Genomic DNA, 26,878 nt, shown 5'->3' with positions numbered 1-26,878 from the left:
TTTGTTGTCTTGTTGTAATGGAACCGGTAAAAGCGGCTAATATTTAAAGGGATGGGTGACATCTTAGCGTTGTCGGAGGAGTGATTTCATGATGATACGTGAGCAGATAGAAGAAAAATTAAGGGCAGCGTTCAACCCTGTGTTTCTCGAAGTTGTCGACGAAAGCTATCGTCATAACGTGCCGGCAGGTTCTGAAAGCCACTTCAAAGTGGTTCTGGTCAGCGATCGCTTCATGGGAGAACGTTTCCTGAACCGACACCGCCTGATCTACAGCACCTTGACGGAAGAACTCTCCACAACCGTACATGCGCTTGCTCTGCATACCTACACCATTAAGGAATGGGAAGGGCTGCAGGATACGGTATTCGCATCACCGCCTTGTCGTGGTGCAGGCACCATCGCCTGATAAATCGGATTTGCAACCGCCGGAGTTTTTCCAGTATGTTGCTTACAGATTTCCTCAAAACGGCCTTCGGGCCGTTTTGTTTTGTCTGAGTTTTGAGCGGATGGCGCGATTTTAAGGCTAAAAATAGCCTTAAAGTGTGAAAAAAGCCGCAGCAACATGCCCCAACCGTTCTCGACTCACCTAAGTGATGCCGCTATAATGCCGCGTCTTAATGAATGTCTTCGGGATGATTCTGGCGACAGGGAATGTGAATCTGCACATAAGAGAGCATCCCGGTATAACAGACAGATTCAGAGTTGACCGAGCACTGTGATTTTTTTGAGGTAACAAGATGCAAGTTTCAGTTGAAACCACTCAAGGCCTTGGCCGCCGTGTAACGATTACTATCGCTGCTGACAGCATCGAAACTGCTGTGAAAAGCGAGCTGGTCAACGTAGCAAAGAAAGTACGTATTGACGGCTTCCGTAAGGGCAAAGTACCAATGAATGTTGTTGCTCAGCGTTATGGCGCTTCCGTGCGTCAGGATGTGCTGGGTGAACTGATGAGCCGCAACTTTATCGACGCGATCATCAAAGAAAAAATCAATCCAGCTGGCGCGCCAAACTACGTGCCGGGCGAATACAAAATGGGCGAAGACTTCACCTACTCCGTAGAGTTCGAAGTGTACCCGGAAGTTGAGCTGAAAGGTCTGGAATCTATCGAAGTTGAAAAACCGATCGTTTCCGTAACTGACGAAGACGTTGACGGCATGCTGGATACCCTGCGCAAGCAGCAGGCGAACTGGAAAGAGAAAGAAGGTGCAGTTGACGCAGAAGACCGCGTAACTATCGACTTTACCGGTTCCGTAGACGGCGAAGAGTTCGAAGGCGGTAAAGCGTCTGACTTCGTACTGGCGATGGGCCAGGGTCGTATGATCCCAGGCTTCGAAGACGGTATCAAAGGCCACAAAGCGGGTGAAGAGTTCACTATCGACGTGACCTTCCCAGAAGAATACCACGCTGAAAACCTGAAGGGTAAAGCAGCGAAGTTCGTGATTAACCTGAAGAAAGTGGAAGAGCGCGAACTGCCAGAACTGACGGAAGAATTCATCAAGCGTTTCGGCGTTGAGGATGGTTCTATCGCTGGCCTGCGTACCGAAGTGCGTAAAAACATGGAGCGCGAGCTGAACGGTGCTGTACGTAACCGTGTGAAGTCTCAGGCGATTGACGGTCTGGTGAAAGCGAACGACATCGACGTTCCAGCAGCCCTGATCGACAGCGAAATCGACGTTCTGCGCCGTCAGGCTGCACAGCGTTTCGGTGGCAACCAGCAGCAAGCGATGGAACTGCCACGCGAGCTGTTTGAAGAGCAAGCGAAACGCCGCGTTGTTGTTGGCCTGCTGTTGGGCGAAGTGATTCGTACCCACGAGCTGAAAGCTGACGAAGAGCGTGTGAAGGGCCTGATCGAAGAGATGGCGTCTGCATACGAAGATCCATCAGAAGTGATCGAGTTCTACGGTAAGAACAAAGAGCTGATGGACAACATGCGCAACGTCGCACTGGAAGAGCAGGCTGTTGAAGCGGTACTGGCGAAAGCGAAAGTGACCGAAAAAGCGACCTCTTTCAACGAGCTGATGAACCAGCAGGCGTAATTTCGCCCCAACGGTTTAAAGTTTGAACAAAAAACCCGTTGCCCTCCGGCGACGGGTTTTTTTTATCACAGCTTGAGTCCTGGAAGGGTGCTAAAACGCCTTTTCAGTGTTAGCGTTACAACAAAAGATTGTTATGCTTGAAATAGGGCGTGGCGAACCCCATAAGTATGTAATCGAGATGATTGAGACTGGCTGATAATCCGTCCATAAGGTTACAATCAGTACAGCAGGTGTTTTCAATTTTGAACCAGGAGACGGAAATGTCATACAGTGGCGAACGAGATAACTTTGCACCCCATATGGCGCTGGTGCCGATGGTTATTGAACAGACCTCACGTGGTGAGCGCTCTTTCGATATCTACTCCCGTCTGCTCAAGGAACGCGTTATCTTTCTGACCGGCCAGGTGGAAGACCATATGGCTAACCTGATCGTGGCGCAGATGCTGTTCCTGGAAGCGGAAAACCCGGAAAAAGACATTTACCTGTACATCAACTCGCCAGGCGGTGTTATTACGGCGGGTATGTCTATTTATGACACCATGCAATTCATCAAGCCGGATGTCAGCACTATCTGTATGGGACAGGCGGCATCCATGGGCGCCTTCCTGTTAACCGCAGGGGCGAAAGGTAAGCGCTTCTGCCTGCCAAACTCCCGCGTGATGATTCACCAGCCGCTGGGTGGTTACCAGGGCCAGGCGACGGATATCGAAATCCACGCCCGAGAAATTCTGAAAGTAAAAGCGCGCATGAATGAACTTATGGCGCAGCATACGGGTCAACCTCTTGAGCAGATCGAGCGCGATACCGAGCGCGATCGCTTCCTCTCTGCACCAGAGGCAGTTGAGTACGGCTTAGTCGACTCCATTTTGACCCATCGTAATTGATGCCCGCGACGCGAGTGTGCCGCTATACTAAGGTAGGGCGGCACGTTGCCAGTAAGCAGCTTGCGTCTGAAAATGGCATTTGCGTCGTCATGTGCGGCACATAGAACTTAAAAAGAGGTTTGGACTCATGACAGATAAACGCAAAGATGGTTCGGGCAAACTGCTGTACTGCTCTTTTTGCGGCAAAAGCCAGCATGAAGTGCGTAAACTGATTGCCGGGCCGTCCGTGTATATCTGCGACGAATGCGTCGATTTATGTAACGACATCATTCGCGAAGAGATTAAAGAAGTCGCGCCGCACCGCGAGCGCAGCGCGTTACCAACGCCACACGAAATCCGCCACCACCTGGATGACTACGTCATTGGTCAGGAACAGGCGAAAAAAGTGCTGGCGGTGGCGGTATACAACCACTACAAACGCCTGCGCAACGGCGATACCAGCAACGGCGTGGAGCTGGGTAAAAGTAACATTCTGCTGATCGGGCCAACCGGCTCCGGTAAAACGCTGCTGGCTGAAACCCTGGCGCGCCTGCTGGATGTGCCGTTTACCATGGCGGATGCCACCACCCTGACCGAAGCCGGTTACGTGGGTGAAGACGTTGAAAACATTATCCAGAAGCTGTTGCAGAAATGCGATTACGACGTGCAGAAGGCCCAGCGCGGGATTGTCTATATTGATGAGATCGACAAAATCTCCCGTAAATCTGACAACCCGTCCATTACCCGTGACGTGTCGGGCGAAGGCGTACAGCAGGCGCTGCTGAAGCTTATCGAAGGTACGGTCGCGGCTGTTCCACCTCAGGGCGGACGTAAGCATCCGCAGCAGGAGTTCCTGCAGGTTGATACCTCCAAGATCCTGTTTATCTGTGGCGGTGCGTTTGCAGGCCTGGACAAAGTGATTTCTCACCGCGTTGAAACCGGCTCCGGCATTGGTTTTGGCGCGACGGTAAAATCCACGTCTGAAAAACCAAACGAAGGCCAGCTGCTGGCTCAGGTGGAACCGGAAGACTTGATCAAGTTCGGTTTGATCCCAGAGTTTATTGGCCGTCTGCCGGTGGTGGCAACCCTGAACGAACTGAGCGAAGACGCGCTGATTCAGATCCTGAAAGAGCCGAAAAATGCGCTGACCAAACAGTATCAGGCGCTGTTCAATCTGGAAGGCGTTGAGCTGGAATTCCGTGACGAAGCGCTGGACGCTATTGCCAAGAAAGCGATGGCGCGTAAAACCGGTGCACGTGGCCTGCGTTCTATCGTCGAAGCAGCCCTGCTCGACACGATGTACGATCTGCCCTCTATGGAAGACGTCGAAAAAGTGGTTATCGACGAGTCCGTAATCGGTGGCCAGACCAAGCCGTTACTGATTTACGGTAAACCGGAAGCGCAACAGGCATCTGGCGAATAATTCACCAATTCATACAATCAGTTAATCAAAAAGGGGGGATTTTATCTCCCCTTTACTTTTTCCGTATTCGTGGCGTTGAATGTATGGGAAACATCCCCATATACTGGATTACATGTTAATGGTTGTGTGAAGCACAGTTACATGACCAGTTTACCTGGCGGACACTAAACTAAGAGAGAGCTCTATGAATCCTGAGCGTTCTGAACGCATTGAAATCCCCGTATTGCCGTTGCGCGATGTGGTGGTTTATCCGCACATGGTCATACCCTTATTTGTAGGGCGGGAAAAATCTATCCGTTGCCTCGAAGCCGCCATGGATCATGATAAAAAAATCATGTTGGTCGCGCAGAAGGAAGCATCTACGGATGAGCCGGGTGTAAACGATCTTTTCACCGTCGGGACCGTGGCCTCTATTTTGCAAATGCTGAAGCTGCCAGACGGCACCGTAAAGGTACTGGTGGAAGGCCTGCAGCGTGCGCGTATTACCACTCTGTCAGATGATGGCGAGCACTTCTCTGCGAAGGCAGAGTACCTTGATTCACCTGAGCTTGATGAGCGCGAGCAGGAAGTGCTGGTGCGCACCGCGATCAGCCAGTTCGAAGGCTATATCAAGCTGAACAAGAAAATCCCACCAGAAGTGCTAACGTCGCTGAACAGCATCGACGATCCGGCGCGTCTGGCTGACACCATCGCTGCACATATGCCGCTGAAGCTGGCTGACAAACAGTCCGTGCTGGAAATGTCCGACGTTAACGAACGTCTGGAATATCTGATGGCGATGATGGAGTCAGAAATCGATCTGCTGCAGGTTGAGAAGCGCATTCGCAACCGCGTTAAAAAGCAGATGGAAAAATCGCAGCGTGAGTACTATCTGAACGAGCAAATGAAAGCCATTCAGAAAGAGCTCGGCGAGATGGACGACGCTCCGGACGAAAACGAAGCGCTGAAGCGCAAGATCGACGCGGCGAAGATGCCGAAAGAGGCGAAAGAGAAAGCGGAAGCTGAATTGCAGAAGCTGAAAATGATGTCTCCGATGTCGGCAGAAGCAATCGTTGTGCGCGGCTACATTGAGTGGATGGTACAGGTTCCGTGGAACACCCGCAGCAAGGTCAAAAAAGACCTGCGTCAGGCCCAGGAGATCCTGGATACCGACCACTACGGTCTGGAACGCGTGAAAGACCGTATTCTTGAGTACCTCGCGGTACAGAGCCGCGTGAACAAAATTAAAGGCCCAATCCTGTGCCTGGTAGGGCCACCGGGGGTAGGTAAAACGTCTCTGGGCCAGTCCATCGCCAAAGCGACCGGACGTAAGTATATCCGTATGGCGCTGGGCGGCGTACGTGATGAAGCGGAAATCCGCGGCCACCGTCGTACCTATATTGGCTCGATGCCGGGCAAACTGATCCAGAAGATGGCGAAAGTGGGGGTCAAAAACCCGCTGTTCCTGCTCGATGAGATCGACAAAATGTCCTCGGACATGCGTGGCGATCCGGCGTCGGCGCTGCTGGAAGTGCTCGATCCAGAGCAGAACGTCGCGTTCAGCGATCACTATCTGGAAGTGGACTACGACCTCAGCGACGTGATGTTCGTGGCGACCTCGAACTCCATGAACATTCCAGCACCGCTGCTGGACCGTATGGAAGTGATCCGTCTGTCCGGATATACCGAAGACGAGAAGCTGAACATCGCTAAACAGCACCTGCTGCCGAAGCAGATTGAGCGCAACGCGCTGAAAGCTAACGAGCTGACCGTTGAGGACAGCGCTATTGTTGGCATCATTCGTTACTACACCCGTGAAGCGGGCGTGCGTAGCCTTGAGCGAGAAATCTCAAAACTGTGCCGTAAGGCGGTGAAACAGCTGCTGCTGGATAAGAGCCTGAAACACATTGTGATTAACGGCGACAATCTGCACGCTTATCTGGGCGTTCAGCGCTTCGACTATGGCCGTGCGGACAACGAAAACCGCGTGGGCCAGGTTACCGGCCTGGCATGGACGGAAGTGGGTGGCGATCTGCTGACCATCGAAACCGCCTGCGTACCGGGCAAAGGCAAGCTGACCTACACCGGCTCGCTCGGTGAAGTAATGCAGGAGTCTATTCAGGCTGCGCTGACCGTGGTGCGCGCGCGCGCGGAAAAACTGGGCATCAACCCGGATTTCTACGAGAAACGCGACATCCACGTTCACGTTCCGGAAGGGGCGACGCCTAAAGATGGTCCAAGCGCGGGTATTGCCATGTGTACGGCGCTGGTCTCCTGTCTGACAGGTAACCCGGTACGCGCTGATGTGGCAATGACCGGTGAAATAACCCTGCGTGGTCAGGTACTGCCAATCGGTGGGTTAAAAGAAAAACTGCTGGCGGCACACCGTGGTGGGATCAAAACCGTATTGATTCCTTACGAGAATAAACGCGATCTGGAAGAGATTCCGGACAACGTTATTGCCGATCTTCAGATCCATCCGGTGAAGCGCATTGAGGAAGTTCTGACTCTCGCACTGCAAAATGAGCCGTCCGGAATGCAGGTTGTAACCGCAAAATAGTGACCTCGCGCAAAGAGCGTCAATAAAAACAAGGCTGGTAAGTCATTTCGTACTTGCCAGCCTTTTTTTGTATAGCTAATTTAGATTGCTGATTGGGTAAGCCATCAACAACGGGTGTTGTAAGGTCATAGCAGGACTGATATAACTGCTGCGCGGTCGCGCTGTGAAGGATTCAGGTGCGATATAAATTATAAAGAGAGGAAGAGAACAGTGAATAAATCTCAACTGATTGACAAAATTGCTGCGGGTGCTGATATTTCTAAAGCTGCAGCTGGACGTGCTTTAGATGCTTTAATTGCTTCTGTTACTGAATCTCTGCAGGCTGGGGACGACGTTGCACTGGTAGGCTTCGGTACTTTCGCGGTTAAAGAGCGTGCTGCCCGTACTGGCCGCAACCCTCAGACCGGTAAAGAGATCACCATTGCTGCCGCTAAAGTGCCGGGTTTCCGTGCAGGTAAAGCGCTGAAAGACGCGGTAAACTGATTGCTTTCCCGCTTCAGGGAAGCTGAAAAGTACAAGGGCGCATCATTTGATGTGCCTTTTTTGTTTGTCCAGACCTGATTTGTGCGAGTTTATGCGAGTTGTGGGCTGACAATTGCCCTGTTTTCTTGTCACAATACGCCTTTACGCGCGACGGTCAGGATTTTCCGTCAGCGTCAGGTAACCAGTCACCTACAGCGGAGTGTTGTTACACCATGATGGACAGCTTACGCACGGCTGCTAACAGTCTCGTGCTCAAGATTATTTTCGGTATCATTATCGTGTCGTTCATATTGACCGGTGTGAGTAGTTACCTCATCGGCGGTGGCGCGAACTACGCCGCAAAAGTGAATGGCCAGGAAATCAGCCGTGGGCAGTTCGAGAACGCTTTTGCCGGGGAACGTAACCGCATGCAGCAACAGCTGGGCGACCAATACTCTGAACTGGCAGCCAACGAAGGCTATATGAAAAACCTGCGTCAGCAGACGCTGAACCGCCTTATCGACGAAGCGCTGCTGGACCAGTACGCGAAAAGTCTGGGGCTGAGCATCAGCGATGAGCAGGTTAAAAAAGCCATCTTCTCAACGCAGGCTTTCCAGTCTGAAGGCAAGTTCGACAACGCGCGTTATAACAGCATTGTTAACCAGATGGGCATGACGGCTGACCAGTACGCTCAGGCGCTGCGTAACCAGCTGACCACGCAGCAGCTGATCAATGCCGTCGTGGGCACCGATTTCATGCTGAAAGGCGAAACCGAAGAGCTGGCGGCGCTGGTGGCTCAGCAGCGCGTAGTGCGTGAAGCGACGATTGATGTTAACGCGCTGGCGGCGAAGCAGCAGGTCAGCGACGCTGAAGTTAATGCTTACTACGAGCAGAACAAGAACAACTTCGTCTCTCCTGAACAGTTCCGCGTAAGCTACATCAAGCTGGATGCGGCTGCAATGCAGGAAAACGCCACTGACGCGGATATCCAGTCTTACTACGACCAGCATCAGGATCAGTTTACTCAGCCGCAGCGTAACCGCTACAGCGTGATTCAGACCAAAACGGAAGCTGAAGCTAAAGCCGTGCTTGACGAGCTGAACAAGGGCGCGGATTTCGCAACCGTGGCGAAAGCAAAATCCACCGACATCATTTCTGCCAAAAATGGCGGTGATATGGGCTGGCTGGAAGACGCTACCACCCCGGACGAGCTGAAAAATGCGGGCCTGAAAGAAAAAGGCCAGCTGTCTGGCGTGATCAAATCCTCCGTCGGTTTCCTGGTGGCGCGCCTGGACGATATCACGCCTGCGAAAACCAAGCCGCTGGCTGAGGTTCGTGATGATATCGCTGCGAAAGTGAAGCAGGAGAAAGCGCTGGACGCCTTCTATGCCCTTCAGCAGAAAGTAAGCGATGCCGCGAGTAACGACAATGAATCTCTGGCGGGAGCTGAGCAGGCTGCTGGCGTGAAGGCGGTTGAGACTGGCTGGTTCAGCCACGAAAACCTGCCTGAAGAGCTGAACTTCAAGCCGGTTTCAGACGCCATCTTCAATGGTGGTCTGGTGGGCGAGAACGGTACGCCGGGTAGCAACTCAGATATCATCACCGTTGACGGTGACCGTGCGTTCGTTCTGCGCGTCAGCGAGCATAAAGCTGAAGCAGTGAAACCACTGGCGGAAGTGAAAGATCGGATTGTGGCGCTGGTGAAGCACAATAAAGCGGAACATCAGGCAAAACTGGATGCCGAGAAGATCGTAGCCGAGCTGAAAGCAGGCAAGAGTGATGCGCTGAAAGCGGCTGGCCTGAGCTTTGGCGAGCCGAAAACGCTGAGCCGTACCGGTCAGGATCCAGTCAGCCAGGCGGCGTTTGGTCTTAGCCTTCCGGCGAAGGACAAACCTGTCTTCGGCACCACGACCGATATGCAGGGTAATGTTGTTCTTCTGGCGCTGGACGAAGTTAAGGCCGGCACGCTGCCAGAAGCGCAGAAGAAGGCTATGGTTCAGGGAATCACCCAGAACAATGCCCAGATTGCTTTCGAAGCGATGATGAGCAACCTGCGTAAAGAAGCCAAAATCAAGCTGGGTGATGTGGTCACTCAGGAGCAATAATTACGCGTCTGCTCGCAGATTTTCGTAACGCTCTGCAACAACCAAAGGCCGCTTTCGCGGCCTTTTCCATTTCTGCAATCTGCTGTTTGTCCCGGCTTTTCCTTGCGGCTATCGTGGCGTGGCTGTCAACAAACAAGGAGAAAACAGCATGAAACGTGGAATCAAAGCACTCTTTATTACGCTGGCTATTGCCACCTGCGGGATGAGCGCGGGAGCGCTGGCGGCACCTGCGGCTAAGGCGCAGGCCGTCCAAAACCAGGCGGAGGCAGCGCCCCAGGGAAATGCTAAAGCTAATGTGACGACCAGCCCGAAAGCTGGCGAAGAGGAGGGTACGCGGGTCAGCATCAATACTGGCTCCGCAGAAGAGCTGGCCCGGGCGATGAATGGCGTAGGTCTCAAAAAAGCGCAGGCCATCGTCAGCTATCGCGAAGAGTATGGTCCTTTCAAAACCGTTGACGATCTCAAACAGGTGCCGGGTATGGGAAGCGCGCTGGTTGAGCGCAACCTCGCACACCTGACGTTGTAATCGCGCAATAACTTGCACTGCGGCAAAAATTTGCCAGGATAAAGAGGTCATACCAGTTATGACCTCTGAACCTATAACAACGAAAGGCTATTGCGCTATGCAGACACAAATCAAAGTCCGTGGTTATCACCTCGATGTTTACCAGCACGTTAATAACGCCCGTTACCTTGAATTTCTGGAAGAGGCGCGCTGGGACGGCCTGGAGAACAGCGAAAACTTTCAGTGGCTGACCGCTCACAACATCGCTTTTGTGGTCGCCAATATCAATATCAACTACCGCCGCCCGGCCGTGCTGGGGGATGTACTTACCGTGACCAGCCAGGTCCAGCAGCTGAATGGAAAAAGCGGTGTACTGAGCCAGGTCGTAACGCTGGAGCCAGAAGGGCAGGTGGTGGCCGATGCGCTAATCACCTTTGTCTGTATCGATCTCAAAACCCAGAAAGCATTGCCGCTGGAAGGGGAGCTGCGCGAAAAGCTGGAGCTGATGATCGCGTAAATTTTTGTCTTTTATAAAAGACAAAAAGGTTTTTCAGGGATAAAATAATGAACAGGGACTACGTTGTTGAACGCTACCGGACCCGTGACGGAAAAGTGCCGTTTGAGGAGTGGGTGGCGAGGATGCAAAGGAAGGATCCGGAGTTAGCGTTTCGGATCCTTTTACGAGTTGACCGGGCGGAAAAGGGGAATTTCGGTGATTATCGCTATCTCAGAGACGGCATCTGGGAGTTGAAAATGAATTGTGGTCCCGGTTATCGCATCTATTTTGCAGTACGGCATCGGGAGATCTTATTGTTGCTAATCGGGGGCGACAAAAAGAGTCAACGTACTGATGTGAAGCTGGCAATAGACTACTGGAAAGATTATCAAAAGGATAAACCGGATGAGTAAAAGCCAACGAAAATTTTCGAGTTCCGTTAGTCATGATGACGCCGTTGTGAAAATGCTTCGTGAAAACCCATCTTATGCTCAGCTATATCTGCAGGTTGCATTGGAAGAGATTTATGAAGACCAGGGGATCCCTGCATATTTAATCGCATTACGACGCGTCATCGAATCTCGCGGCGGTATTGGTGAAATTGCGGCCAAAGCCGGTTTATCACGTCAGCAGCTATACCGTACCTTGTCTGATAACGGCAATCCAACGCTAACAACGCTCATGAAAGTGACGCGTGCTGCCGGCGTTAAACTGTTCGACAGCACGGTGAAGTAACTTATTTCAGCCCGGTTTTTTTCTGCATTGCGGTCTTTACGCCCGCTTTATCCGCCAGATAGTGATTCAGCCCGTTTGCGCGCAGGTTGCAGGCGGCGCACTGACCGCAGCCATCCCCTTTAATACCGTTGTAGCAGGTGAGGGTGTCGTTGCGAACCACGTCCAGCTTGCCCCAGTAGTCGGCCAGCGCCCAGGTTTCTGCTTTATCCAGCCACATCAGCGGCGTTTCGAAGCGGGTCTCTTTTGCCATTCCCAGATCCACGGCATGGTTTAACGCTTTGACAAATTCGTCCCGGCAGTCCGGGTAGCCAGAGAAGTCGGTTTCGCACACGCCCGTAATGACCGCTTCGGCCTTCACCTGATAAGCGTATATTGCCGTCAGGGTCAGGAAGAGAATGTTGCGGCCCGGTACGAAGGTGTTCGGAATGCCGCTGGAGTCCGGTTCGTAATCTGGAACCGGAATACTGTCGCGGGTCAGGCTGCTAACGGCCAGTTCGTTCAGCAGCGTCACGTCCAGCACCTTGTGCGCGCGGGCCCCCAGTTTCAGGGCCAGTTCACGGGCAACGTCGATTTCAGCACGATGACGCTGACCATAATCAAAAGTGACGCAGTGAACTTCATCATACTGGTGAAGCGCCTGAATCAGGCAGGTTGTGGAATCTTGTCCTCCGCTGAACACGACGACGGCACGTTTCATAAATCATCTCGACAGTTACGGTAAAAGCGTCATGTTAACGCCTGGCTAAAGCGACGACCAGCTTCTTCACGCTTTGGGGGCCGGAAGCCAGGCTTCGGTGAAGTCAAACCAGCCACGGGTGTTAAGACGGATACCGTTCACGCCCGGCGGGGCGCTGATTTGATACTGGTAGTTAAACAGCGGCGTCAGGACGGCATTTTCCATCAACCGGCTGAAAATAGCCTGCAGGCCCGCGTGTCGGTCGCGATCGTTGGCCTGCGTTTGCACCGCGTCCAGCGTGGCCTGCAAGTGGGCGTATGCCGGTGCGCTCAGCAGATGCGGCCAGAGCGCATCGCAGCGGAGCCATTGCTCAAGCGTATATTCCGGCGCTTCGCCAATCAGCCTGTCTCCCATCATGATGTCTGCATCGGCAAGCTGCTGACATCCGTCCCACGTCTTGGCATCGTGGAAGATGACGGTCAGTTCACAGCCCTGTAGCGCAAGGTAGGCCTTAAGCTGGCTGGCCATCGTGTGAAGCTCAACCGGCAGGTGGTAGACCAGCGTCAATGACTCCGGCAGCGCAACGTCCGTTAAATCAGGCCATTGCGGGATCGCCCAGCCGGGAAGCAGTTCCCCGGTAGGGGTAATAAGCCCTTCGTTCAGCGGAAGCGTGTGCAGAAGCCTGGAGAGATGAATGATGTTGATAAGCCGCTTCGCCTGTAGCTCGCTCAGACGGGGGCTCTGCTTCAGCGTGAGGTAACAGAAGCCCAGACTGGTGCTGTTGCTGACCAGCCGCAGGCTTTCCAGCTCATCGGCTTCGCCTATGGCGATTTGCACCGGGTGGCGACAGCTGGTGCCCAGACTGTAGTCAAAAAGCTGGGGGGTGATCCAGTACTCGATAGCCTTGAGCAGCGGATGGCTCAGGTGATACTGCTCGTGACTTTCCAGGCGCACCAGTTCAGGCTCAAAAACGCTCAGACGGAAGGGACCGCTGCCGACACCGGGAATATCGGGATGCGCCAGACGGCTACAGTAGGTTGCCAGCCTGTGCGCCAGCCAGTAGTCCGGCTGATGCAGAATAAACGTCAGGCACTGGGGATGCGTGGTTTCGATACGCAAGACGCTCTGGAAAAGCGTGCGCATGACGGGCTGTGCCAGCAGCGCCGTCAGGCTTCGCTGGAGCTGCGCCGTCGCGATTTTATCGCCGTTATGCCAGTGCAGGGTGGAGCGAATGTAAAAATGCCAGCGCAGGCCGTCAGCAGAAACGTCCCAGTGATGCGCCAGATCGCCCGCGGGCTCGCTGCTGTTACCGTTAAAACGCGTTAAGCCCGAGAATACCTGTCCCGCCAGATGCTGCTCGGCACGGCCGGGTAAAAACCCCGGATGAAGCGGCTCCAGCGAGCGATAGTAGGGGATACGCAGCGTCGGCGTATCGTTTTGCCACTGCCCACCCAGATACGGGTGCAGCAGCGAGCGCAAATCTTCAGGCGCGAGCTGAGCCAGCTCCAGCACGTTGTGCTGCTGTCCGCTTTTAAGCGCGTCTTCCATCATGGTATTACGCAGCGAATCCGGGGTTACGTGAAAGGTTAGCTCTCCGCGCTTCCCTCGTCCGGACCGGGCGTGCCAGCTCAGCCAGCCCGCGTCCTGCGCCTGGCGCAGCAGGGTGCGAACGTGTCGCTCGCTGCAAAAGCAGCGGCTGGCAAGCTCGCTGATGGTCACCTGCTGCGGAGCGCCAGCGGAAGGTTGCCACAGGCGTTGATACTGGTTAAGACGGTTAAGCTGGCGCATGAAAAACCCGGAACAATAATTATCATCTATTCACTATTACTTCCGTATATCCCACGCAATACTGATGCACAAGTTAACCGCATCACATTTCGGGAGTATTCATGGCTCGGCTCGCTGCATTTGATATGGACGGCACGCTGTTAATGCCGGATCACCGTTTGGGGGAGAAAACCCTGAGCACGCTTAAGCGCCTGCGCGAGCGTGACGTTACCCTGACGTTTGCTACCGGTCGCCACGTGCTGGAGATGCGCCATCTGCTGGGAGCCTTTTCCCTGAACGCGTTTTTGATAACCGGTAACGGGACGAGGATCCACGCCGTCAACGGTGACGTGCTGCACCGTCAGGATCTTGATCCGGAAGTGGCGGATATTGTCCTGCATAGCTCATGGGATACGCGGGCCAGCGTGCACGTATTTAACGACGAGGGCTGGTTTACCGGACGCGACATTCCGGACCTGCTGCACGCTCATGTTTATAGCGGCTTTAAATATCAGCTTATCGATCTGCGCCGGATCCCGGCACATAAGGTGACCAAGATCTGCTTCTGCGGCGATCATGACGATCTCTGCCGCCTGCGCATTCAACTGAACGAGGCGCTGGGCGTCCGGGCGCATCTGACTTTCTCTGCGGTGGATTGTCTCGAAGTGCTGCCGGTGGGCTGTAACAAAGGTTCCGCGCTTGCGGTTCTGAGCGACCATCTCGGGCTGACGATGCAGGACTGTATGGCGTTTGGCGACGCCATGAACGACCACGAGATGCTGAGCAGCGTTGGCCGTGGTTTGATCATGGGGAACGCGATGCCGCAGCTTATTGCCGCGCTCCCCCATCTTCCGGTTATCGGACACTGCCGTAACGAAGCGGTGTCCCATTTTTTGACGCATTGGCTGGACAATAACAACCTCCCTTATTCCCCCGAATAGCGAGATCCTTCCAGCAAGCCAGGCTTCGGTCTGGCTTTTTTTATTTCACCAGCTGCGCAATCTGCGCTTTCCACGGTTCAACGTCGCCAATATTGGCCTGCACCCAGTCTGTATTGTAGTAGGTGTCGAGGTAGCGCTCCCCGCTGTCGCACAGTAGCGTAACGATGGAGCCAGTACGGCCTTCTTCGCGCATCCGCGCGGCCAGCTGTAGCGCGCCCCACATATTGGTGCCGGTAGAAGCCCCGACCTTGCGGCCAAGCTGTGTTTCCAGCCAGTGCGCCGTTGCGACGCTGGCAGCGTCCGGGACGCGGAGCATCTCATCCACCACGTCCGGAATGAACGAGGGTTCGACGCGAGGGCGACCAATCCCTTCGATCTTGCTGCCCACCGGGCTGCGCAGGCTGGCGTCGCGTGATTGCCAGTAGTCGAGGAATACCGAGTTCTGCGGATCAACGACCATCAGCTGCGTATCATAACCCTGGCAGCGGATATAACGCCCGATGGTGGCGGAGGTACCGCCCGTGCCCGCGCTCATGACGATGTAAGCGGGAACGGGGTGCGGCTCGTGGGTCATCTGGCGGAAAATGCTGTCCGCGATGTTGTTATTGCCGCGCCAGTCGGTGGCGCGCTCGGCGAAGGTGAACTGGTCCATATAGTGGCCGTTCAGCTCGCGGGCCAGCATTTCGGAGGCGGCATAGATTTCGCAGGCGCTTTCCACAAAGTGGCAGCGCCCGCCGTAAAATTCGATCTGTTCTACCTTACGCTTTGCCGTGCAGGAAGGCATGACGGCGATGAACGGCAGGCCCAGCAGGCGGGCAAAGTAGGCTTCGGAAACGGCCGTTGAACCGGACGAGGATTCAATAATCGTGGTGCCCTCTTTAATCCAGCCGTTACACAAGCCGTATAAAAAGAGTGAACGCGCCAGGCGATGCTTCAGGCTGCCGGTAGGATGGGTACTCTCATCCTTCAGGTAAAGCTGAATACCGGGAAATCCGGGCAGAGGCAGGCGGATTAAGTGGGTATCTGCCGAGCGCTGATAGTCGGCGTTAATTTCGCTGATGGCATGTTTGACCCAGGTGCTATTCATCGTGATTATCCGTTTGTCATTTTGTGCCCAGCATAGCGAAAAGCACAGAAAAAATTGTTGCTATCTGGCCTTTAAAATAGAATGAAGGGAGAAAAATTTTCTCTGCGAGGTGGACATGCTAGATAAAATTGACCGCAAGCTGCTTTCATTGCTGCAAAACGACTGCACCCTCTCTTTGCAGGCGCTGGCAGATGCCGTTAATCTGACCACCACCCCGTGCTGGAAGCGCCTCAAAAAGCTGGAAGATGATGGCATTCTGCTGGGGCGCGTGGCGCTGCTGGATCCCGAAAAACTGGGGCTTGGGCTGACCGCCTTCGTCCTGATAAAAACGCAGCATCACAGCAGCGAATGGTACTGTCGTTTTGTCACGCAGGTATCCGAAATGCCGGAAGTGCTCGGCTTCTGGCGCATGGCGGGGGAATATGACTATCTGATGCGCGTTCAGGTGGCGGACATGAAGCGCTACGATGATTTTTACAAGCGGCTGGTCAACAGCGTACCGGGCTTGTCCGATGTCACCTCCAGCTTCGCTATGGAACAGATTAAATACACCACAGCGTTACCCATTGAATAACTTCATAAAATACCTTCAGGAAAATACCGCGTGCGATTATTTGCCCAATTAAGCTGGTACTTTCGTCGGGAGTGGCAACGCTACCTCGGCGCGGTGGCCCTGCTTATTATCATTGCCGTCCTGCAGCTGATCCCGCCAAAAGTGGTGGGATACGTCGTCGATGGCGTTACGGAACAACATTACACCGCCGCACGGGTGATGATGTGGGTCGGTACGCTGGTGCTGACGGCCGTGGTGGTTTACCTGCTGCGCTACGTCTGGCGCGTGCTGCTGTTCGGCGCGTCCTACCAGCTCGCCGTTGAGCTGCGCGAAGATTTCTATCGTCAACTGAGCCGCCAGCATCCCGAATTTTATCTGCGTCACCGTACCGGAGACCTTATTGCCCGCGCCACGAACGACGTGGACCGCGTGGTGTTTGCCGCCGGAGAAGGGGTGTTAACGCTGGTGGATTCACTGGTGATGGGCTGTGCGGTACTGATTGTAATGTCTACCCAGATCAGCTGGGAGCTTACTCTGCTGGCGCTGCTGCCGATGCCGCTGATGGCGCTGGCGATTAACCGCTACGGCGAACAGCTTCATGAACGCTTTAAGCTGGCGCAGGCGGCGTTTTCATCGCTCAACGATCGCACCCAGGAGAGCATGACCAGCATCCGCATGATCAAGGCGTTTGGTCTGGAAGACCGGCAATCGGCGCTGTTTGCCGCAGACGCCGCCGACACCGGCGCGAAAAATATGCGCGTGGCGCGCATCGACGCCCGTTTCGATCCGACAATCTACGTAGCGATTGGCATGGCGAACCTGCTGGCGGTGGGCGGCGGCAGCTGGATGGTCGTGCGAGGCACCATGACCCTCGGGCAGTTAACCAGCTTTGCGATGTACCTCGGGCTGATGATCTGGCCGATGCTGGCGCTGGCCTGGATGTTTAACATCGTTGAGCGCGGGAGCGCCGCCTATAGCCGCATACGCGCCATGCTGGCAGAGGTGCCGGTGGTGAACGATGGCAGCGAGCCGGTGCCGGAAGGGCCGGGGGTGCTGAAGGCCAATATCCGCGCCTTTATCTATCCGCAAACGGAGCAGCCGGTGCTCGAAAACGTCAGCTTCACGCTGCAGCCCGGTCAGATGCTGGGCATCTGTGGCCCGACGGGGGCCGGTAAAAGCACGATCCTGTCGCTTATTCAGCGCCATTTTGACGTGAGCGAAGGCGATATTCGCTTCCACGCTGTCCCGCTGCCGCGGCTGCTGCTGGACGACTGGCGCAGCCGCCTGGCGGTCGTCAGCCAGACGCCGTTCCTGTTTTCCGACACGATTGCCAACAACATCGCGCTCGGGTGCCCAACGGCCACCCGGCAGGAGATCGAGCATGTTGCGCGCCTGGCCAGCGTCCACGAGGATATTTTGCGCCTGCCGCAGGGCTACGATACGGAGGTCGGAGAGCGGGGCGTGATGCTCTCCGGCGGACAAAAGCAGCGCATCTCCATTGCCCGCGCGCTGCTGCTGGACGCTGAGATCCTGATTCTGGATGACGCGCTGTCGGCGGTTGACGGGCGTACCGAGCATCAAATTCTTCATAACCTTCGCCAGTGGGGAGAGGGGCGCACGGTCATCATCAGCGCGCACCGTCTGTCGGCGCTTACCGAAGCCAGCGAAATTCTGGTGCTTCAGCACGGGCATATTGCCCAGCGCGGTCAGCATGACCAGCTCGCAGAGCAGGCCGGCTGGTATCGGGATATGTACCGCTATCAGCAGCTTGAGGCCGCGCTGGATGAGGAGGTCGTCGATGCGTAAGTTTGGAAAGATGTGGCCGACGCTAAAACGTCTGCTGGCCTACGGCTCACCGTGGCGTAAGCCGCTTTCCATCGCCGTGCTGCTGCTGTGGATCGCCGCGATTGCGGAGGTGACCGGCCCGCTGCTTATCAGCTATTTCATCGATAACATGGTGGCGAAGAGCTATCTGCCTCTCGGCCTGGTCGCCGGGCTGGGCGTGGCATACGTCGGGCTACAACTGACGGCGGCGGGGCTGCATTACGCGCAGTCACTGCTGTTTAACCGGGCCGCCGTGGGCGTGGTGCAGCAGCTGCGCACGGACGTGATGGATGCCGCGCTGCGCCAGCCGCTGAGCGAGTTTGATACCCAGCCGGTCGGGCAGGTGATTTCGCGCGTCACCAACGACACCGAAGTAATCCGCGACCTGTACGTCACCGTTGTCGCAACGGTTCTGCGCAGTGCCGCGCTGATTGGCGCGATGCTGGTGGCGATGTTCAGCCTGGACTGGCGGATGGCGCTGGTGGCAATCACCATTTTCCCGGCGGTGCTGATCGTGATGGTGATTTACCAGCGCTACAGCACGCCAATCGTGCGCCGCGTGCGCGCTTACCTTGCGGATATCAATGATGGCTTCAACGAAGTGATCAACGGCATGAGCGTTATTCAGCAGTTTCGCCAGCAGGCGCGTTTTGGCGAGCGAATGGGGGAAGCCAGCCGCTCGCACTATATGGCGCGGATGCAGACGTTACGCCTGGACGGTTTCCTTTTACGCCCGCTGCTGAGCCTCTTCTCGGCGCTGGTGCTGTGCGGGCTGCTGATGCTGTTCGGCCTGACGACGCGCGGAACCATTGAAGTTGGGGTGTTGTACGCGTTTATCAGCTACCTTGGCCGCCTTAATGAACCACTGATTGAACTCACCACGCAGCAATCGATGCTGCAACAGGCGGTGGTTGCGGGCGAGCGCGTGTTCGAACTGATGGACAGGCCGCGCCAGACCTACGGCAGTGACGAACGCCCGCTGGAAAGCGGATCCATCGCGTTTGATAATGTCTCGTTCGCCTACCGAGACGACCAGCTTGTTTTGCAGGATATCAACCTTAACGTGCCGTCGCGCGGGTTCGTCGCGCTGGTCGGGCACACCGGCAGCGGCAAAAGCACGCTCGCCAGCCTGCTGATGGGCTACTATCCGTTGACGCAGGGGGAGATCCGTCTGGATGGACGTCCGCTTTCGTCGCTTAGCCACGCCGCGTTGCGCAGGGGCGTCGCGATGGTGCAGCAGGATCCGGTGGTGCTTGCCGATACGTTCTACGCCAACGTTACGCTGGGGCGGCCCTTTACCCAGGAGCAGGTCTGGGAAGTGCTGGAAACCGTGCAGCTGGCGGATCTGGCGCGCGGGTTAAGCGAGGGAATCAATACCAGACTGGGTGAACAGGGCAACAACCTGTCCGTCGGGCAAAAGCAGCTTCTGGCGCTGGCGCGCGTGCTGATTGAAACGCCGCAGGTGTTGATTCTGGACGAAGCCACCGCCAGCATCGACTCCGGCACCGAGCAGGCGATCCAGCAGGCGCTGGCTGCCGTACGGGATCACACTACGCTTGTGGTGATCGCCCACCGCCTCTCAACGATCGTCGATGCGGATACTATTCTGGTGCTGCACCGCGGACAGGCCGTTGAGCGGGGAACGCACCGTCAGCTGCTGGAGGCAAAAGGACGCTACTGGCAGATGTATCAGTTGCAGCTGGCAGGCGACGAGCTGGCCGCCAGCGCGCGCGAGGAAGAGTCGCTCAGCGCCTGATGCACCATAACAAGGCAATGCGCTAACAGACTCAACTGTTGGTGCAAAACCGAAACGCGCCATGCACCGTCATGGTGCGTTTTTTTTCGCCTTTCTCCGGGCACCGGGCACCGCGCCGCTTTCCTGCTCGTATTTCATTTCTGGCACACCCTTTGCAATATCCCCTTCGTGTTAGCTGCGGCCATTACCGAATTCTGACAGGAGAGGATTTATGAAGCTGGTTACGGTGGTAATCAAACCATTCAAACTCGAAGACGTGCGTGAAGCGCTGTCTTCCATGGGTATTCAGGGACTGACTGTCACCGAAGTGAAAGGCTTTGGGCGTCAGAAAGGTCATGCCGAGCTTTATCGCGGGGCAGAATACAGCGTTAACTTCCTGCCAAAAGTGAAGATTGACGTGGCGATTGCGGACGATCAGCTCGATGAAGTGATTGATGTCGTAAGCAAAGCGGCCTACACCGGCAAAATTGGCGACGGCAAAATTTTCGTTGCCGAACTTCAGCGCGTCATTCGCATCCGTACCGGCGAATCCGACGAAGCGGCGTTGTAAGTAACTCCTGGCACACAGTGATAGGGATCGAGAAAATGAAGATAGCAACAATCAAAACGGGTCTGGGGTCGCTGGCGCTGCTGCCGGGCCTGGCAATGGCGGCACCTGCCGTGGCAGACAAAGCCGATAACGCCTTTATGATGATCTGCACCGCGCTGGTGCTGTTCATGACTATTCCGGGCATCGCGCTGTTTTACGGCGGCCTGATCCGCGGCAAAAACGTACTCTCCATGCTGACGCAGGTTGCCGTCACGTTCGCGCTGGTGTGCGTGCTGTGGGTGGTTTATGGCTACTCGCTGGCCTTCGGCGAGGGTAACGCCTTCTTCGGCAACGTTAACTGGGCGATGCTGAAAAACATCGAGCTGACCGCGGTGATGGGCAGCTTCTATCAGTATATCCATGTCGCGTTCCAGGGCTCGTTCGCCTGCATCACCGTGGGGCTGATTGTGGGGGCGCTGGCCGAGCGAATTCGCTTCTCTGCGGTACTGATTTTCGTGGTGGTCTGGCTGACCCTCTCCTACATCCCGATCGCGCACATGGTCTGGGGCGGTGGTCTGCTGGCTTCTCATGGCGCGCTGGACTTTGCGGGCGGTACCGTTGTGCATATTAACGCCGCGGTAGCAGGCCTGGTGGGCGCCTACCTCATTGGCAAACGCGTGGGCTTCGGGAAGGAAGCGTTCAAGCCGCACAACCTGCCGATGGTCTTCACCGGTACCGCTATCCTCTACTTTGGCTGGTTCGGCTTTAACGCCGGTTCCGCCAGTGCCGCCAACGAAATCGCCGCGCTGGCCTTCGTGAATACCGTTGTGGCAACGGCTGGCGCTATCCTCTCCTGGGTATTCGGCGAGTGGGCCGTTCGCGGCAAGCCCTCGCTGCTGGGAGCCTGCTCAGGGGCGATTGCCGGCCTTGTGGGTATCACCCCGGCGTGTGGCTACGTGGGCGTCGGCGGCGCGCTGCTGATTGGTATCGTCGCCGGACTGGCAGGGCTGTGGGGCGTTACCGCGCTGAAACGCGTTCTGCGCGTGGACGATCCGTGTGACGTATTCGGCGTGCACGGCGTGTGCGGCATCATCGGTTGCATAATGACAGGCATCTTTGCCGCGCAGTCCCTGGGCGGCGTCGGCTACGCGGAAGGCGTGACCATGATGCATCAGGTGCTGGTACAGCTGGAAAGCATCGCCATTACCGTTGTCTGGTCGGGGGTTGTGGCCTTTATCGGCTACAAGCTGGCGGATATGACCGTTGGGCTGCGCGTGCCGGAAGAGCAGGAGCGCGAAGGCCTGGACGTCAACAGCCACGGTGAGAATGCGTATAACGCATAATAAAAAGCGAAACGGCAACCTTTGGTTGCCGTTTTAGTCTCTATTCCCTTACCCGCGGGAGAGGTGAGGGCAACATCATCCCCTGTTACGCATGACCCCTTCCTGAACCGTCGACGCTACCAGCACGCCATCCTGGGTATAAAACTCCCCGCGAACAAACCCGCGGGCGCTGGACGCTGAGGTGCTTTCCACGCTGTAGAGCAACCACTCGTTCATGTCGAACGGGCGGTGGAACCACATGGAGTGGTCGATGGTGGCGACCTGCATCCCTTTTTCCAGGAAACCGACGCCGTGGGGCTGTAGCGCAACCGGCAGGAAGTTGAAATCTGACGCATAGCCCAGCAGGTACTGATGCACGCGCAAATCTGCCGGTACGCTGCCGTTGGCGCGGATCCACACCTGGCGAGCGGGCTCAGCGGTGTGCCCCTTCATGGGGTTATGAAATTCGACGGGGCGGATCTCCAGTGGCTTATCGCACAGAAACTTCTCCTTCACCTGCGGAGGCAGCAGGTGGGCCAGCGCGCGGGCGATGTCGGTTTCCGATTTCAGATCGTCCGGCGACGGGGCAGGGGGCATCGTTTTTTGATGCTCATAACCCGGCTCTGGCGCCTGGAACGAGGCGGTCATGTAAAAGATGGGTTTTCCATGCTGAACGGCGGCGACGCGGCGCGCGCTGAAGCTTTGGCCGTCACGCAGAACCTCCACGTCGTACACAATCGGCTTAGCGCTGTCACCGGGGCGTAAAAAATAGCTGTGGAACGAGTGCACCAGTCGGTCTGCCGGAACCGTCTCCTTTGCTGCATAAAGCGCCTGTCCTACGACCTGGCCGCCAAATACCTGGCGTAACCCCAGATCTTCGCTCTGCCCGCGAAAAAGCCCTTCTTCTATTTTTTCCAGGTTCAGTAATGTCAGCAGATTGTTCAGTGCCTGACTCATAGTCGTCCTCAATAAACGCCGTGGCGAAAGATAGGCTGAGTATAACGCAGAAACGATAGTGGTCCGATGGGTGGAATTATCTTAATACCTGGGCAAAATTAGGCATAAATCCGTGATTTGTGCCACACTTGTTTACGTTATGTGAATAAAACGACATCGGATGGGATCGATCCCGCCGGTGCATTGATGATAAGGAGACTTCAATGAAACTCGTGCCTATGTTAAGCGGTGTTGCAATGGCGGTGGCGTTGTCCGCCTGTGCGGATAAGAGTGCCGATGTAGCGGTACCAACGGCGACCCCAAACGGGATTAACACCCTTTCACAGCAAGCTATTCGACAGCCTAACGTGTCCGGTACCATCTGGATCAAACAGAAAGTTGCTCTGCCGCCGGACGCGGTTTTAACGGTCACGTTATCCGATGCGTCTCTGGCGGATGCACCGTCTAAAGTGCTTGCACAGCGTGCAGTTCGTACAGAGGGTAAACAGGCACCGTTCAGCTTCGTACTGCCGTACAACCCGTCTGACGTGCAGCCAAACGCGCGTATCCTCCTGAGCGCGGCGGTAACGATCAACGATAAGCTGGTCTTTATCACCGATACCGTGCAGGAAGCGGTCAACAAAGGCGGCACTAAAATCGACCTGACCCTGGTCCCGGTACAGCAAACTGAAGTGCCTGTTGCAACGCAGACCAATCAGCCGACGCTGCCAACGGCGCCAACGCAGCTGTAATTTCCTCTCGCCCTCTTCATCTTTCTGAAGAGGGCGTCAGTACTCCCAGCGATACCTCTGCATATCAATCCTGCCCGATGCGGTTACCTGCACCCCCTCAGACAGTAAAGCCTGACGCTGACGCTGCAAATCTGGCCCGGTGAGGGAGATTTCTCCATGTCGGTTGACCACCCGATGCCAGGGTAACGTGCTCCCCTCCGGCAGCCGTTTCAGCACACCGCCTACCTGACGCGCCGCGCGCGGAGAACCCGCCAGCCGGGCGACCTCGCCGTAGGTCGTCACGCAGCCTTCGGGGATAGAGGCCACAATCTGCCATACTCGCTGCGGAAAAGTGTCATGTTCGTCCATCGTTACTCCTGAGGAATAATCCGCGAAGGGCAATGGTAAACGAAGATAACGCGGATTGCTTCGCCAGTTTGCGCAATAATCCAGCATCCGGTTGCCGACGGCTTGCAATTGAGGTGCGCCACAGGGATAATGCGCCAGCGCGTTGGTTATCAACGCTCTCAATGGGGGCTCTGTTGGTTCTCCCGCAACGCTACTCTGTTCACCAGGTCAGGTCCGGAAGGAAGCAGCCAGGGCAGACGACGTGGGTGCCGGGATGTAGCTGGCAGGGCCCCCGCCCATTTATACTTCCCCAATCTTTTCTTCAGAATATCCCTGTTATTACTGTGCCTGTTACGGGCTGCGTAATATATCTTTCATTCAATTGAAATAATATTGTCATAAACCTGTAATAATAGACTGTCATTTTATTATCGGGCGTCTTTTTGTTGTTATAAGCAAAAAATATATATCTGGATAAGAATGTTATCTTCGTGTATTAAATAAAACACGTATTCCGAAGGGATGTGACAATCATGGTGACTGCGGTATTAAACGTTAAAATTGATGAAGCGCTAAAAGAAAGACTTCGCCACTATGCGGAAGTAAATAATGAGAATTTAAGCGTGACCACGGAGAAACTGCTGCTGCTGGCATTTGAAGCAGTAGAAGAGGCGGGAGTATCGGAAGAGGATATTGATAATCAGCATACGGAAGAAGAGAGCGTAACTCCATTTACTCCTAAAGAAATCAAAGCACTACGTAAACTTCTGAAGAAGAGAAAATGAAACAACAACTGTCGACTGCCAGTGACTACAACGAGGCCTGCAGCCTGTTGCGTTCCGGCTACGTGAAGCACGTCCGTCTCGGCTGGAATGTAGGAAGCGATGAGTTCTTTAGAATTGCATCTGACTGGTGTGATACCGGTGCAAAAATAAAGAAAGAAGGGGATAATTTTATTATTTCCCTGAAAGGCTTCCCGATCCCTCCTCAACATTAAGCTTGCCGTTATGAAAACTGCTGACTGCATGCGTTACAGTCAGCAGTTTTTATTGTTTCTGTCGAATAATTTACACCAGGCTCCGCTTTACCGGTGGCGTGCTGTTATTTAGGGCAAGCCACAGGGGTTTGATCCGCAGTAATGCCGCTTCAAGTTCGGGCGGGTTGAGCGAGAAGGGCATCCGCAGGTAGCGGTCAAACGCCCCTGAAAGCCCAAAGCGCGTGCCGGTACCCATGGTGATCCCGATTGATTCCGCACGCGCGGCCAGCTGGGTTGCCAGCGGGCCGGGTAGCTCAATCCAGTATGAAAGCCCGCCTTCCGCCTCATGAAAGCGCCATTCGGGAAAATGTTCCCGCAGCATCTGTCCGCAGCGGTCGCGCCGTTCAGCCAGCATTTTTCGGCGAGCGGGCAGGAACGTCTCACCGTTTTCGATAAGCCAGAGCGTGGCCAGCTGTTCGAGCACAGGCGAGCCCAGATCCAGCGCGTCGCGCGTCTGGGCGAGCGTGGCGATAGTGCGGGACGAGGCGCGGATCCAGCCGAGGCGTAGCCCGCCCCAGAAGCTTTTTCCAGCGGAACCCAGCGTAATCACGTCGGCCTGCGGGTTAAACGCGGCCAACGGCGGCGGTGGGGGCGCGTCAAACCAGAGATCGACCATGGTTTCATCCACCACCAGCGTGGTGCGGGTTTGCGCGGCGATGTCGGCTAGCGTCTGGCGCGTTGCGGCGTCCATGCAGCGCCCCGTCGGATTATGAAAATCCGGCATCAGATAGGCCAGACGAGGAGAGGTCTGGGCAAGCGTTGCGGCAAAACCATCGGTATCCCAGCCCGTCTCAGGAAGCGAGACGCCCACGGGACGGCAGAGCGCGCCCTGAATAGCGGCTATCGCCAGCGGGTAGCCTGGATGATCTACCACCACGCGATCGCCGGGGCCGGTCAACATGCGTAAGACCAGGGCAAAGCCGCTGACGGCGCCGTTTACCACCATCACTTCGTCTGCCCGGGTTGGCAGTCCACGCGCGGTATAGCGGATGGCGATGGCCTCACGCAGCGCCGGCAGGCCAAGCCTTTCGTACCCCGTCAGCGCCAGATGCGGCGTGATGGCCGCAAGCGCGTGGGTGTAAGCCTGATGGATCTCGGGCCCCGCGTTGAGTGCGGCGGTAGAGAGATCGAGCGCGGCGCTTGGCGTAGAGAGGGTGGGCACGGCGCGGCTGTCTGGCAGGATCACCCGCGAACCGCTGCCGTGACGACTCTCCAGATACCCTTCGTCCCGCAGGTGGGCCAGCGCGCTGCTGATGGTGGTCCGGCTGACGTCAAGCGCGGCTGCCAGCTCCCGCTCGCCGGGCAGACGGGTATACAGCGTCAGCCTGCCGTCGAGAATTAACAGCCGTAGCGCATCGGCCAGCTGGCGCCACAGCGGAGTACGGGAAGCGGCATGCTGCCAGTGGCCTAACAGACGTGCCAGAGACTGGCTCCCAAAACGACGTGATGACATGTGCAGTCCACTATTTGAAAACTGGACATTAATCATAGTGCCATTTTCACCGAAGATGGAAGCCTGGTTCTTCGGAGAAGATAAAATGGTACGTCGTCTGGTACAACTTTATGTCGGCTTAGGCCTCTACGGGCTATCAACCGCCATGTTCATACGCTCGGATCTCGGGGTCGATCCCTGGGACGTGTTTCACCTTGGAGTGGCAATCCAGGCCGGGTTAAGCATCGGCACGGTGATTATTTTGACCGGGGCCGCGGTGCTGCTGCTGTGGATCCCGCTGCGCCAGCGTCCCGGTCTCGGAACCCTCAGTAACGTCATTTGTATCGGCCTGGCGGCAGACGCGTCGATGGCGCTTTTGCCGGAACTTACCTCGATGCCCGTCCGCATTACCCTGCTGGTATCCGGCATCGTGGTGAACGCCATTGCCACCGGGATGTATATCGGCGCGGGGTTTGGCGCAGGCCCGCGCGACGGCCTGATGACCGGCATTCACGCCCGGCTGGGCTGGTCGATTCGCAGCGTGCGCACCGCCATTGAGGTGAGCGTGTTACTCATCGGCTGCCTGCTCGGCGGAACGTTTGGCGTAGGAACCGTGCTGTATGCGTTAACCATCGGCCCGCTGATCCAGCTCTGTTTGCCGTGGTTTCGCCAGAAGCCACGGGGGCTGACCGCACCGCGGCCGGAGCGCATTGTTTGATTTTGCGAAGCGCTCACAGGCTTTAATGGCGTAACTGTGCCAGAATAGCGGCTTCTCT

General features: G+C 55.8%; 27 protein-coding genes and 1 other RNA gene. 22 read left to right on the top strand and 6 right to left on the bottom strand.

Annotated elements, in window-relative coordinates; all coding sequences use genetic code 11:
- The first annotated feature begins 88 nt into the window (after nucleotides 1-88).
- The 11 genes from bolA to HWQ14_RS22255 all read left to right on the top strand — a co-directional run bounded on the left by bolA (nucleotide 89) and on the right by HWQ14_RS22255 (nucleotide 11,164).
- The gene (gene bolA, locus HWQ14_RS22305) at nucleotides 89-406 is read left to right on the top strand and encodes a transcriptional regulator BolA (protein WP_148420283.1); all 318 of its coding nucleotides are present in this window, start codon (nucleotides 89-91) and stop codon (nucleotides 404-406) included.
- A 331-nt stretch (nucleotides 407-737) separates the two neighbouring features.
- Nucleotides 738-2,036 carry a trigger factor gene (gene tig, locus HWQ14_RS22300; protein WP_148420285.1) on the top strand — a complete coding sequence of 433 codons (1,299 nt, stop codon included), beginning with the start codon at nucleotides 738-740 and terminating at the stop codon, nucleotides 2,034-2,036.
- 260 nt (nucleotides 2,037-2,296) lie between these two features.
- On the top strand, nucleotides 2,297-2,920 hold the full coding sequence (gene clpP / locus HWQ14_RS22295) for an ATP-dependent Clp endopeptidase proteolytic subunit ClpP (RefSeq protein ID WP_006809880.1): 624 nt from the start codon (nucleotides 2,297-2,299) through the stop codon (nucleotides 2,918-2,920).
- A gap of 127 nt (nucleotides 2,921-3,047) precedes the next feature.
- Nucleotides 3,048-4,322 (top strand): ATP-dependent protease ATP-binding subunit ClpX, encoded by a 1,275-nt coding sequence (gene clpX, locus HWQ14_RS22290; RefSeq protein ID WP_148420286.1) that lies wholly within the window; start codon nucleotides 3,048-3,050, stop codon nucleotides 4,320-4,322.
- A 184-nt stretch (nucleotides 4,323-4,506) separates the two neighbouring features.
- Nucleotides 4,507-6,861, top strand: coding sequence for an endopeptidase La (lon, locus tag HWQ14_RS22285; RefSeq protein WP_176611045.1), 2,355 nt, complete (start codon nucleotides 4,507-4,509; stop codon nucleotides 6,859-6,861).
- A 210-nt stretch (nucleotides 6,862-7,071) separates the two neighbouring features.
- Nucleotides 7,072-7,344, top strand: coding sequence for a nucleoid-associated protein HU-beta (hupB, locus tag HWQ14_RS22280; RefSeq protein ID WP_002444653.1), 273 nt, complete (start codon nucleotides 7,072-7,074; stop codon nucleotides 7,342-7,344).
- Nucleotides 7,345-7,556: 212 nt separating this feature from the next.
- A complete protein-coding gene (gene ppiD, locus HWQ14_RS22275) occupies nucleotides 7,557-9,428 on the top strand; it encodes a peptidylprolyl isomerase (RefSeq protein WP_176611044.1) in 1,872 nt (623 codons plus the stop codon).
- 148 nt (nucleotides 9,429-9,576) lie between these two features.
- Nucleotides 9,577-9,954 carry a helix-hairpin-helix domain-containing protein gene (locus HWQ14_RS22270; protein WP_176611043.1) on the top strand — a complete coding sequence of 126 codons (378 nt, stop codon included), beginning with the start codon at nucleotides 9,577-9,579 and terminating at the stop codon, nucleotides 9,952-9,954.
- Between the two features lie 97 nt (nucleotides 9,955-10,051).
- A complete protein-coding gene (locus tag HWQ14_RS22265) occupies nucleotides 10,052-10,450 on the top strand; it encodes a YbgC/FadM family acyl-CoA thioesterase (protein ID WP_176611042.1) in 399 nt (132 codons plus the stop codon).
- A 47-nt stretch (nucleotides 10,451-10,497) separates the two neighbouring features.
- Nucleotides 10,498-10,842 (top strand): type II toxin-antitoxin system RelE/ParE family toxin, encoded by a 345-nt coding sequence (locus tag HWQ14_RS22260; protein ID WP_176611041.1) that lies wholly within the window; start codon nucleotides 10,498-10,500, stop codon nucleotides 10,840-10,842.
- Complete coding sequence (locus HWQ14_RS22255; RefSeq protein WP_176611040.1) at nucleotides 10,835-11,164, top strand: addiction module antidote protein; 330 nt, start codon at nucleotides 10,835-10,837, stop codon at nucleotides 11,162-11,164. Before HWQ14_RS22260 ends, HWQ14_RS22255 begins: the two co-directional genes overlap by 8 nt.
- Before the next feature lies 1 nt (nucleotide 11,165).
- On the opposite strand, the gene queC is transcribed toward HWQ14_RS22255, so the two are convergent.
- Nucleotides 11,166-11,861, bottom strand: a complete 696-nt coding sequence (queC, locus tag HWQ14_RS22250) for a 7-cyano-7-deazaguanine synthase QueC (RefSeq protein WP_176611039.1) — start codon at nucleotides 11,859-11,861, stop codon at nucleotides 11,166-11,168.
- Between the two features lie 66 nt (nucleotides 11,862-11,927).
- Nucleotides 11,928-13,628: an SgrR family transcriptional regulator gene (locus HWQ14_RS22245; RefSeq protein ID WP_176611038.1), complete on the bottom strand. Its 1,701-nt coding sequence runs from the start codon at nucleotides 13,626-13,628 to the stop codon at nucleotides 11,928-11,930.
- Between the two features lie 101 nt (nucleotides 13,629-13,729).
- Between HWQ14_RS22245 and cof the strand changes: the two genes are divergently transcribed.
- Entirely contained in the window at nucleotides 13,730-14,548 is an 819-nt protein-coding gene (gene cof, locus HWQ14_RS22240; protein ID WP_176611037.1) for an HMP-PP phosphatase, read from the top strand.
- Between the two features lie 40 nt (nucleotides 14,549-14,588).
- Here the strand turns inward: cof and HWQ14_RS22235 are convergent, their stop codons facing one another.
- Entirely contained in the window at nucleotides 14,589-15,635 is a 1,047-nt protein-coding gene (locus tag HWQ14_RS22235) for a PLP-dependent cysteine synthase family protein (protein WP_176611036.1), read from the bottom strand.
- 115 nt (nucleotides 15,636-15,750) lie between these two features.
- On the opposite strand from HWQ14_RS22235, the gene HWQ14_RS22230 reads away from it, so the two are divergent.
- The 5 genes from HWQ14_RS22230 to amtB all read left to right on the top strand — a co-directional run bounded on the left by HWQ14_RS22230 (nucleotide 15,751) and on the right by amtB (nucleotide 21,640).
- Nucleotides 15,751-16,209: an Lrp/AsnC family transcriptional regulator gene (locus HWQ14_RS22230; RefSeq protein ID WP_023310581.1), complete on the top strand. Its 459-nt coding sequence runs from the start codon at nucleotides 15,751-15,753 to the stop codon at nucleotides 16,207-16,209.
- 30 nt (nucleotides 16,210-16,239) lie between these two features.
- Nucleotides 16,240-17,994: a SmdA family multidrug ABC transporter permease/ATP-binding protein gene (locus HWQ14_RS22225; protein WP_176611035.1), complete on the top strand. Its 1,755-nt coding sequence runs from the start codon at nucleotides 16,240-16,242 to the stop codon at nucleotides 17,992-17,994.
- On the top strand, nucleotides 17,987-19,768 hold the full coding sequence (locus HWQ14_RS22220) for a SmdB family multidrug efflux ABC transporter permease/ATP-binding protein (protein ID WP_176611034.1): 1,782 nt from the start codon (nucleotides 17,987-17,989) through the stop codon (nucleotides 19,766-19,768). The genes HWQ14_RS22225 and HWQ14_RS22220 overlap by 8 nt, the downstream gene beginning before the upstream one ends.
- A 211-nt stretch (nucleotides 19,769-19,979) precedes the next feature.
- Nucleotides 19,980-20,318 carry a P-II family nitrogen regulator gene (glnK, locus tag HWQ14_RS22215; protein ID WP_006809867.1) on the top strand — a complete coding sequence of 113 codons (339 nt, stop codon included), beginning with the start codon at nucleotides 19,980-19,982 and terminating at the stop codon, nucleotides 20,316-20,318.
- Nucleotides 20,319-20,353: 35 nt separating this feature from the next.
- Entirely contained in the window at nucleotides 20,354-21,640 is a 1,287-nt protein-coding gene (gene amtB, locus HWQ14_RS22210) for an ammonium transporter AmtB (protein ID WP_148420297.1), read from the top strand.
- Nucleotides 21,641-21,715: 75 nt separating this feature from the next.
- On the opposite strand, the gene tesB is transcribed toward amtB, so the two are convergent.
- Nucleotides 21,716-22,576, bottom strand: a complete 861-nt coding sequence (tesB, locus tag HWQ14_RS22205) for an acyl-CoA thioesterase II (protein ID WP_148420298.1) — start codon at nucleotides 22,574-22,576, stop codon at nucleotides 21,716-21,718.
- 203 nt (nucleotides 22,577-22,779) lie between these two features.
- On the opposite strand from tesB, the gene HWQ14_RS22200 reads away from it, so the two are divergent.
- Nucleotides 22,780-23,307, top strand: a complete 528-nt coding sequence (locus tag HWQ14_RS22200) for a YbaY family lipoprotein (protein WP_148420299.1) — start codon at nucleotides 22,780-22,782, stop codon at nucleotides 23,305-23,307.
- A gap of 36 nt (nucleotides 23,308-23,343) precedes the next feature.
- On the opposite strand, the gene HWQ14_RS22195 is transcribed toward HWQ14_RS22200, so the two are convergent.
- Complete coding sequence (locus tag HWQ14_RS22195; RefSeq protein ID WP_176611241.1) at nucleotides 23,344-23,742, bottom strand: MGMT family protein; 399 nt, start codon at nucleotides 23,740-23,742, stop codon at nucleotides 23,344-23,346.
- A gap of 84 nt (nucleotides 23,743-23,826) precedes the next feature.
- Here HWQ14_RS22195 and ffs point away from each other — a divergent pair.
- The 3 genes from ffs (at nucleotide 23,827) to HWQ14_RS22180 (ending at nucleotide 24,631) form a co-directional block, all read left to right on the top strand.
- An RNA gene (ffs, locus tag HWQ14_RS22190) (signal recognition particle sRNA small type) lies at nucleotides 23,827-23,923 on the top strand.
- A gap of 244 nt (nucleotides 23,924-24,167) precedes the next feature.
- Complete coding sequence (locus HWQ14_RS22185) at nucleotides 24,168-24,419, top strand: hypothetical protein (protein WP_148420301.1); 252 nt, start codon at nucleotides 24,168-24,170, stop codon at nucleotides 24,417-24,419.
- Nucleotides 24,416-24,631, top strand: a complete 216-nt coding sequence (locus HWQ14_RS22180; protein WP_148420302.1) for a hypothetical protein — start codon at nucleotides 24,416-24,418, stop codon at nucleotides 24,629-24,631. Before HWQ14_RS22185 ends, HWQ14_RS22180 begins: the two co-directional genes overlap by 4 nt.
- 70 nt (nucleotides 24,632-24,701) lie before the next feature.
- Here HWQ14_RS22180 and HWQ14_RS22175 read toward each other — a convergent pair whose 3' ends face one another.
- Nucleotides 24,702-26,123 (bottom strand): PLP-dependent aminotransferase family protein, encoded by a 1,422-nt coding sequence (locus tag HWQ14_RS22175; RefSeq protein ID WP_176611033.1) that lies wholly within the window; start codon nucleotides 26,121-26,123, stop codon nucleotides 24,702-24,704.
- A gap of 85 nt (nucleotides 26,124-26,208) precedes the next feature.
- On the opposite strand from HWQ14_RS22175, the gene HWQ14_RS22170 reads away from it, so the two are divergent.
- Nucleotides 26,209-26,820, top strand: coding sequence for a YczE/YyaS/YitT family protein (locus HWQ14_RS22170; protein ID WP_176611240.1), 612 nt, complete (start codon nucleotides 26,209-26,211; stop codon nucleotides 26,818-26,820).
- Nucleotides 26,821-26,878 lie beyond the last annotated feature (58 nt).

It is taken from the genome of Enterobacter cloacae, from assembly GCF_013375935.1.
GTDB lineage: Bacteria > Pseudomonadota > Gammaproteobacteria > Enterobacterales > Enterobacteriaceae > Enterobacter > Enterobacter pasteurii.
Note: the sequence above shows the minus strand (reverse complement) of the source record. Positions and strands in the feature narration are given on the sequence as shown.